Origin of the sequence: Kitasatospora sp. NPDC005748 (genome assembly GCF_040630735.1) — a bacterium.
In the GTDB taxonomy this organism is placed as follows: domain Bacteria; phylum Actinomycetota; class Actinomycetes; order Streptomycetales; family Streptomycetaceae; genus Kitasatospora.
On record NZ_JBEXYD010000063.1, the window covers coordinates 37,540 to 44,504 of the forward strand.

8 protein-coding genes are annotated in these 6,965 nt (G+C 73.5%); 3 read left to right on the forward strand and 5 right to left on the reverse strand.

The annotated features are described in order from the left end of the window. Positions 1 to 29: 29 nt before the first annotated feature. Positions 30 to 1,376, forward strand: a complete 1,347-nt coding sequence (locus ABZ495_RS30700) for an LCP family protein (RefSeq protein WP_359839131.1) — start codon at positions 30 to 32, stop codon at positions 1,374 to 1,376. Positions 1,377 to 1,519: 143 nt separating this feature from the next. Here the strand turns inward: ABZ495_RS30700 and ABZ495_RS30705 are convergent, their stop codons facing one another. Together ABZ495_RS30705 and ABZ495_RS30710 are read right to left on the reverse strand one after the other, a co-directional pair. Beyond that, entirely contained in the window at positions 1,520 to 2,347 is an 828-nt protein-coding gene (locus ABZ495_RS30705) for an arylamine N-acetyltransferase (RefSeq protein WP_359839133.1), read from the reverse strand. Positions 2,348 to 2,502: 155 nt separating this feature from the next. Then, positions 2,503 to 2,997 (reverse strand): peptidylprolyl isomerase, encoded by a 495-nt coding sequence (locus tag ABZ495_RS30710; RefSeq protein ID WP_329487941.1) that lies wholly within the window; start codon positions 2,995 to 2,997, stop codon positions 2,503 to 2,505. A 223-nt stretch (positions 2,998 to 3,220) separates the two neighbouring features. Here ABZ495_RS30710 and ABZ495_RS30715 point away from each other — a divergent pair, with 223 nt between their 5' ends. Next, a complete protein-coding gene (locus ABZ495_RS30715) occupies positions 3,221 to 3,835 on the forward strand; it encodes an NAD(P)H-dependent oxidoreductase (RefSeq protein WP_359839134.1) in 615 nt (204 codons plus the stop codon). Positions 3,836 to 4,014: 179 nt separating this feature from the next. Further along, positions 4,015 to 4,623, forward strand: coding sequence for a hypothetical protein (locus ABZ495_RS30720; protein ID WP_359839136.1), 609 nt, complete (start codon positions 4,015 to 4,017; stop codon positions 4,621 to 4,623). A 144-nt stretch (positions 4,624 to 4,767) separates the two neighbouring features. Here the strand turns inward: ABZ495_RS30720 and ABZ495_RS30725 are convergent, their stop codons facing one another. The 3 genes from ABZ495_RS30725 to ABZ495_RS30735 all read right to left on the reverse strand — a co-directional run. Next, entirely contained in the window at positions 4,768 to 5,268 is a 501-nt protein-coding gene (locus ABZ495_RS30725) for a GNAT family N-acetyltransferase (RefSeq protein ID WP_359839138.1), read from the reverse strand. Between the two features lie 100 nt (positions 5,269 to 5,368). Next, positions 5,369 to 6,592, reverse strand: coding sequence for a beta-ketoacyl-ACP synthase II (locus ABZ495_RS30730; protein ID WP_359810157.1), 1,224 nt, complete (start codon positions 6,590 to 6,592; stop codon positions 5,369 to 5,371). 276 nt (positions 6,593 to 6,868) lie between these two features. Then, on the reverse strand, positions 6,869 to 6,965 hold a 97-nt coding region (locus tag ABZ495_RS30735), incomplete at its 5' end, for an acyl-CoA dehydrogenase family protein (protein ID WP_157849844.1).

Here is a 6,965-nt window from a genome sequence, read left to right on the forward strand (position 1 = left end):
CGCACCCGGCGTCGGGCATTCTCTCCCACATGAACACGTGGCAGGAGGGCCGCCCGGGCGGCGGTGGCAACGGCGGCGGCGCGTACGGGCGCGGCGGTGGCAACGCGGCCGAGCCGCCGCTGCCGGCTGGGCTGAACCCCCGCGGCCCGGGGGCCCCGGCGCCGCGACAGCCGCAGGACTACGACCAGGCGCAGCCGGCCCAGGCGCCCGGCTACGGGTCCGCGCAGGGCTACGGGCAGCCGCAGTCGTACGGACAGCCCCATGCGTACGGGCAGCCGGGCGGCCGTCCCGGCGTGCCCGCGCAGGGCCAGGGGGCGCCCGGCGGCCCCGGCGCGCCCGGCGGGCCGATAACCCCGGGCGGTACCCAGCCGCCCGCCGCCCGGCCCTCGCGCTGGCCGCGGCGCCGGATCGTCAAGTGGTCGGTGTTCGGCGTCCTGATCGCCGTCATGGTCACCGCCGTCTCGACCTGGTTCTGGGCCGACTCCAAGCTGAACCACGAGAACGTGCTCGCCGACTACCCCGGCCGCCCCGCCGCCGGGAAGGGCACCAACTGGCTGATCGTCGGCTCCGACAGCCGCAACGGGCTCTCCGACTCCCAGGAGGAGGACCTGCACACCGGTCACGCCGGCGGCAAGCGCAGCGACTCGATGATGATCCTGCACATCGGGGACGGCGGGAACACCCTGATGAGCATCCCGCGCGACTCCTGGGTGCCGATCCCCGAGCACACCGGCGACAACGGGAAGCCGGTCAAGGCGACCACCTCGAAGATCAATTCGGCCTTCGCGTCGGGCGGCGGCAAGCTGCTCGCGCAGACCGTCGAGCTCAACACCGGCCTGCGCATCGACCACTACGCCGAGATCGGCTTCGCCGGCTTCGTGGGCATCGTGGACTCGGTCGGCGGTGTCGACATGTGCATCGACCAGGACGTCAAGGACAAGGACTCCGGCCTCGACCTGAAGGCCGGCTGCCAGAGCCTGACCGGCACCCAGGCCCTCGCCTTCGTGCGCCAGCGCCACCAGATGGCCGACCAGGACCTCGGCCGGATGCGCAACCAGCAGAAGTTCCTCGGCGCGCTGGCCAAGCAGGCCGCCTCCCCCGCCACCGTGCTGAACCCGTTCACCTTCTACCCGCTGGTGGACTCCGGCCTCGGCACCCTGATCGTCGACGACGACGCCGGCCTGACCGACCTCGGCTCGCTCTTCCTCGCCATGAAGGACGTCAACGGCGGCGACGGCAAGAGCATCACCGTCCCGATCGCCAACCCGGACTTCCGGACCAACACCGGCGAGTCGGCGGTCAAGTGGGACAGCGCCAAGGCCAAGCAGGTCTTCGACGCCTTCAAGAACGACACCGCCGTACCGGACGTGAAGTGACACCGCCGGCCTCCGTGAGGCGTTGCGACGGGCCGGCCACCATGCGTGGACGTCTCTCGTCACCGCGCTGATCCACCGCCGCCGTCACCGCCTGGGGCTGCGAGAGGACGCCGGCCGGCCGCCGCCCGGCCGGGCCGCCCCGCCTAGGTATCCTCCGGCCGCGGTCGGACGGCGGGCGCCGGGGGCACCGGCAGGCGGTCGAGGGTGGTGCCGAAGTGCTCGCGGTAGGCGGCCAGGGCGCCGGCCTCGTCGAGGTCCTCCTCGGTGCGCACGCCGTCCGGGCCGGTACGGATCAGCCGGACGCCGCCGAGGGTGATCCGGCCGCCGTCCCGGGTGAGCCGCGAGCAGGTCAACGAGCGGGTGAAGTGGGAGTCCGGCGAGGTGGTCTGCCACCAGCAGGTCGGCACGAAGTCGGCCAGCCGGTGGGGGCGCAGGCCGAGCCGGTACTCCGGCCGGCCGTCCAGCAGCACGTCGAGCTCGTCGTCGGCGTGCGGGACCAGGGTGAACTCGCCGCCGGGTTCGCGCTGCGGGCCGTGCTCGTCCAGGCGCAGCGGGAAGTGGCTGAACCGGCCGAAGCCGACGTCGGCCAGCCAGGGCTCGGCCAGGTCGACCCGCAGGGCGAGGTGGTCGAACGGCGGGCCGGGCCGGTCCCCGTCGAAGGCCCGGGCGCCGAGCAGGTCCACCCGGTAGCCGAGCGCCCGCAGCAGCTCGGCGAACAGGCCGTTGAGTTCGTAGCAGAAGCCGCCGCGGCGCCGGGTGACGAGCTTGGCGAACAGCGCGCCGGGGTCGAGGACGACGGGCTCCCCGAGCCCGATGCCCAGGTTCTCGAAGGGCACGGTGCCCAGGTGCGCGCGGTGCAGCTCGGCGAGGGCGGCGGGCGAGGGCCGGCCGGGGCGCCGGGTGCCGATCCGCGCCAGGTAGGCGTCCACCTGGATGTCGGTGAGGCCGTCGACGGCCGGGGGGTGATCCACGGTGTCCATTCCAGCGGGCCGGCGGGGAGCCGGGCCATCGGTCGTTGGACGTAGGGCTCAGGTCGCGCGGCCGGTCGTACCGGGCCGGGACGTGCGAGGAGCAGGAAGTCGGCCCGGCCGACTTCCTGCTCCTGGGCTCGTCAGGGGGTCGGACCTCAGGCCACGATGCCCGAGTCGGCGATGGTGATCTTCGCCGAGGTACGGCCGCTCTGCGAACCGTAGGACTCGATCTTCGTCACGAGGTCGAGGTTCTCGACGACCTCGCCGAAGACGACGTGCTTGCCGTCCAGCCAGTCGGTCACGATGGTGGTGATGAAGAACTGCGAGCCGTTGGTGTTGCGGCCCGCGTTCGCCATCGAGAGCTGGCCCGGCTTGGTGTGCTTGAGGGTGAAGTTCTCGTCCGCGAACTTCTCGCCGTAGATGCTCTTGCCGCCGGTGCCGTCACCGCGGGTGAAGTCACCGCCCTGCAGCATGAAGCCCGGGATGACGCGGTGGAACGAGGAGCCCTTGAAGCCGAAGCCGTGCTCGCCCGTGGCCAGCTCGCGGAAGTTCTTGGCGGTCTTCGGGACGATGTCGTCGAAGAGCTTGAAGACGATGCGCCCGGCCGGCTCGTCGTTGATGGTGATGTCGAAGTAAACGTTGGAACCCATGCAGGGATCATGGCATGCCGCCCCCCGGTACGCGCGACGGCCCCGTAAATCGTCCGGTCGCCGGGCGTGCCGCGGCTCCGGACCGGCCTCGACAGGGGCCGGCGGCGGTGGCCGTCCCCGGCGGCCCGCTCGCGCGGGGAGTCCGGCCAGGTCCCGGGCCCGCACCCCGCCGGGCGGTCCCCTAGCATCGCCCTCAGGTCAACCGACAAGGGGGGAACGGGACATGAGCGTGACGACGGAGACGGGGCGGATCGGCGTCTATCTGGCGCACCCGCGACCGGGCAGCTTCAACCACGCGCTGTTCGACGCCGTGGTGGACGAACTACGCGGACGCGGCCACGAGGTGCTCGCGCACGATCTCTGCGCGGAGGGGTTCGAACCCGCGCTGGCCGCCGGGGAGACCGGGACGGTCGACGCCACGGCGGAGCCGGCCGATCCGCGACTGGCCCTGCACCGGGCGGAGGTGGCCACCCTGGACGCGCTCGTCCTGATCCACCCCAACTGGTGGGGCATGCCGCCGGCCGTCCTGACCGGGTGGGTGCAGCGGGTGCTCGTGCCCGGCGTGGCGTACAAGCTCGGCACGGCGGACGGCGAGCCGGCCGGGCTGCTCCGCGCCGGGCGGGCCCTGGTGCTGAACACCTCCGACACCCAGGAGGAGCGCGAGCGGGCCGAGTTCGGTGATCCGCTGGAGCGGATCTGGGCCGCCTGCGTGCTGCCCTACGTCGGCGTGACGGACGTGCGGCGGACCGTCTTCCGCACGGTGACGGACTCGGCCGACGCCGTCCGCGCGCAGTGGCTGCGCCAGGCGCGGCAGGAGGCGGCGGCGCTGATCGGCTGAGTCGGGTCGGAGCCCCGCCACGAGCCGGAGTGGACGGCGGTGGTCGCCGCGACCGACCGGGCCGCCGTACCAGGGTGGCGGCGCGGCCGTCCGTGCTAGAACCGGCGGCGGCAGCGGGCGCGCACGCGCCCGGCGCCACCGTGCGATCCCATGTCACCGACCGCTTCCCCGGGAGACCCATGTCCGCCGCACGCACCGCACGCACCGCCCGCACCGGCCCGATCCGCCTGCTCCTGGCCGCCTTCGCGGCCCTGGCGCTCCTGCTCACCGGGGCCGCCACCGCGACCACCGCCGCCGCGGCCACCACCGGACTCGACGGGGCCTGGGCGTGCGACGTCCCGGCCGGGTACGTCTACGACCAGGTGGCCATGAACCGGACGTGCAGCTCCGGCAGCTGGAACGCACCGCAGTTCCACCTGCGGACGCCCGTCGACGGACTGACCGCCTGCAAGAGCTCGCCCGGGTTCGTCTACGACGCCATCACCTGGGGCAGCGCCTGCAGCCAGCAGCCCGGCGTGACCTCCAACGCGTACCACCTGCGGACGCCGGTGGACGGCCTCACCGCCTGTATGGGCACCCCGGCGTTCACCTACGACCGGATCACCTACACGAGCGCGTGCAGCCTCCAGCCCGGCGTCCAGGCCACCACCTTCCACCTCCGCAAGCCGGTCAACGGCCTCTGGGCGTGCACCGTCCCGTCCGGGTTCACGTACAGCCAGAGCACCCAGAACACCGACTGCAGCTACACCCAGGGTGTCCCGTCCACCAAGTACCTGCTGCTGGGCTGAGGCCCCGCGCACCGCCGGAGCAGGAAGTCGGCCGGGCCGACTTCCTGCTCCGCACTCTTAACGGGGACGCCTCGGACGGCCCGATCTCCGGCCCCCGACCCCGGCTCGGCGGGCACCGGCGGGCCTGACTTCCGCCCGCCGGCCTCAGGCGCCCGAGGGCTCGGCGCCGGAGAGGTCGAGTTCCGCCACCTCCTGGTCGCCGCTGAGTTCGCCGGTGGGGCGGAACCCGAGGCGCCGGTAGAACGCGGCCGGGCCGTGGTCGCCGGGCACGTAGGTGACCGTCACCCGGTCGCCGCCGCGGCGGCGGATCTCGGCGCAGACCTGCTCGACCGCGAAGCGGCCGTAGCCCCGGCCCTGCTCGTCGGCGGCGATGTTGAGGCGCCAGAGACCGGAGCGGAGCCGGTCTCCGGGCTGGTCGGGCCGGAAGGCGATGTCGAAGAACGCCATCACGAACCCGACCGCGCGGTCGCCGTCGAAGAGCACCCGGGGCCAGGCGGTGTCGCCGTGCGCGTACGCCTCGGCCAGGGACTTGGCGACCGGCGAGACCAGCTGCTCCTGGTCCGGCCGCACCTTCAGTTCGAGCGCGGCGTCGATGGTGGCGGGGGTGACCTTCTCCAGTCGGAGGGTCGGCGATGACGTAGACATGACGGCCACCCTAGGTCGGGCCCGGCGAACCGTCTCCCGGGTTTCGCCGGGCCCGCCCCCCACTGCCCGGAGCCGGGCCTCCCGGGGCCCCCGCCGGACCTCACGGCGCCGGGGTGAAGACCAGCGTCGCGTTGTGGCCCCCGAACCCGAAGGAGTTGGTGAGCGCGGCGGTCAGCGCGCCCCGGCGCGGGGCACCGGTGACCACGTCCAGCTTCACGGCCGGGTCGACGGTGTCGAGGTTCCGGGTGGCCGGGACCACGCCGTCGCGCAGGGCGAGGACGGCGGCGAGGGCGCCGATCGCCCCGGCCGCGCCGAACAGGTGGCCGGTCATCGACTTGGTCGCCGTGACGACCGGGTGGAGCCCGATCGCCTCGACCACCGACTCGGCCTCGACCAGATCGCCCAGCGGGGTCGAGGTGGCGTGGGCGTGCACGTGCGCGATGTCGGCCGGCGCCAGGCCCGCCTCGGCCACCGCCCGGCGCATCGCCCGGACCTGGCCCTCGGCCGCGGCCGCGGTGATGTGGAACGCGTCCGAGGTGACCGCCGCGCCGGCGAGCGTGGCGTGCGCCCGGGCCGACCGGGCCGCGGCGAACCCGGCCCGCTCCAGGACGACCACCACCGACCCCTCACCGATCACGAAGCCGTCCCGGCCCGCGTCGAACGGACGGGAGGCCAGTTCGGGCTCGTCGTTGCGGGTGGAGTGGGCCTTGGCCTGGGCGAACCCGGCCAGCGTGAGCGGGCAGACGCAGGCCTCGGCGCCACCCGCGACCACCACGTCCGCCCGGCCGAGCCGGATGAGGTCCAGGCCCATCGCGATCGCCTCGGCGCCGGACGCGCAGGCGCTCACCGGTGTGTGCGCGCCGGCCCGCGCGCCCAGTTCGATGCTGACCCAGGCCGCCGGGCCGTTCGCCATCAGCATCGGCACCGTGTGCGGGGAGACCTTGCGGACCCCGGAGGCCTCCAGCACGTCGTCCTGCCCGAGCATGGTGAGCGCGCCGCCGGTACCCGTGCCGATCACCACGGCCAGCCGCTCCGGATCCACCTCGGGCGTGCCCGCGTCGGCCCAGGCCTGCCGGGCGGCGATCAGCGCCACCTGCTCGCAGCGGTCCATCCGCCGGGCCTGCACCCGGTCCAGCACCTCGGACGGCTCGACCGCCAGCCGCCCGGCTATCCGCACCGGCAGCCCGGCCGCCCACTCGTCCTCGATCGCCCGGATGCCCGACCGCCCGGCCAGCATCCCGGCCCAGGTCGAGGCGACGTCCCCGCCGAGCGGCGTCGTCGCGCCGAGCCCGGTGACCACCACGCGGTCGTCGTCAGCACTCATCGACCGAACCCCCTGCTTGTTGTGGAGATTGTGAGAGAGCCACAACTCCCCGCGCCGGTGAGCACGGGGAGTCGCGGACTCATCTGCCACTGTGCCAGGGCATTGATGGTCATTCAGATGTGCAGCGCAACCGATTCGACCACGAGCTCTTTGTAGGGTTTATCCATGATCTCAGGTCACCGACTCAGGGTCACCAGCTCAGGGGGCACCGGCTCACGGGTCACCAGCTCGGGGCGCACGAGCTCGGGGGCCATGTGCCCAGGTCGCCGGCTCCGGTCACGGCAGGTTGCGGGCCATCACGATCCGCTGGACCTGGTTGGTGCCCTCGTAGATCTGCGTGATCTTCGCGTCCCGCATCATCCGCTCCACCGGG

Bases quoted from the DNA above. Each gene is read 5' to 3' on its own strand.
- ABZ495_RS30715 (WP_359839134.1), top strand. From the start codon at position 3,221: ATGAGCGTGACGACGGAGACGGGGCGGATCGGCGTCTATCTGGCGCAC.
- ABZ495_RS30730 (WP_359810157.1), bottom strand. From the start codon at position 6,592: ATGAGTGCTGACGACGACCGCGTGGTGGTCACCGGGCTCGGCGCGACG.
- ABZ495_RS30700 (WP_359839131.1), top strand. From the start codon at position 30: ATGAACACGTGGCAGGAGGGCCGCCCGGGCGGCGGTGGCAACGGCGGC.
- ABZ495_RS30725 (WP_359839138.1), bottom strand. From the start codon at position 5,268: ATGTCTACGTCATCGCCGACCCTCCGACTGGAGAAGGTCACCCCCGCC.
- ABZ495_RS30710 (WP_329487941.1), bottom strand. From the start codon at position 2,997: ATGGGTTCCAACGTTTACTTCGACATCACCATCAACGACGAGCCGGCC.
- ABZ495_RS30720 (WP_359839136.1), top strand. From the start codon at position 4,015: ATGTCCGCCGCACGCACCGCACGCACCGCCCGCACCGGCCCGATCCGC.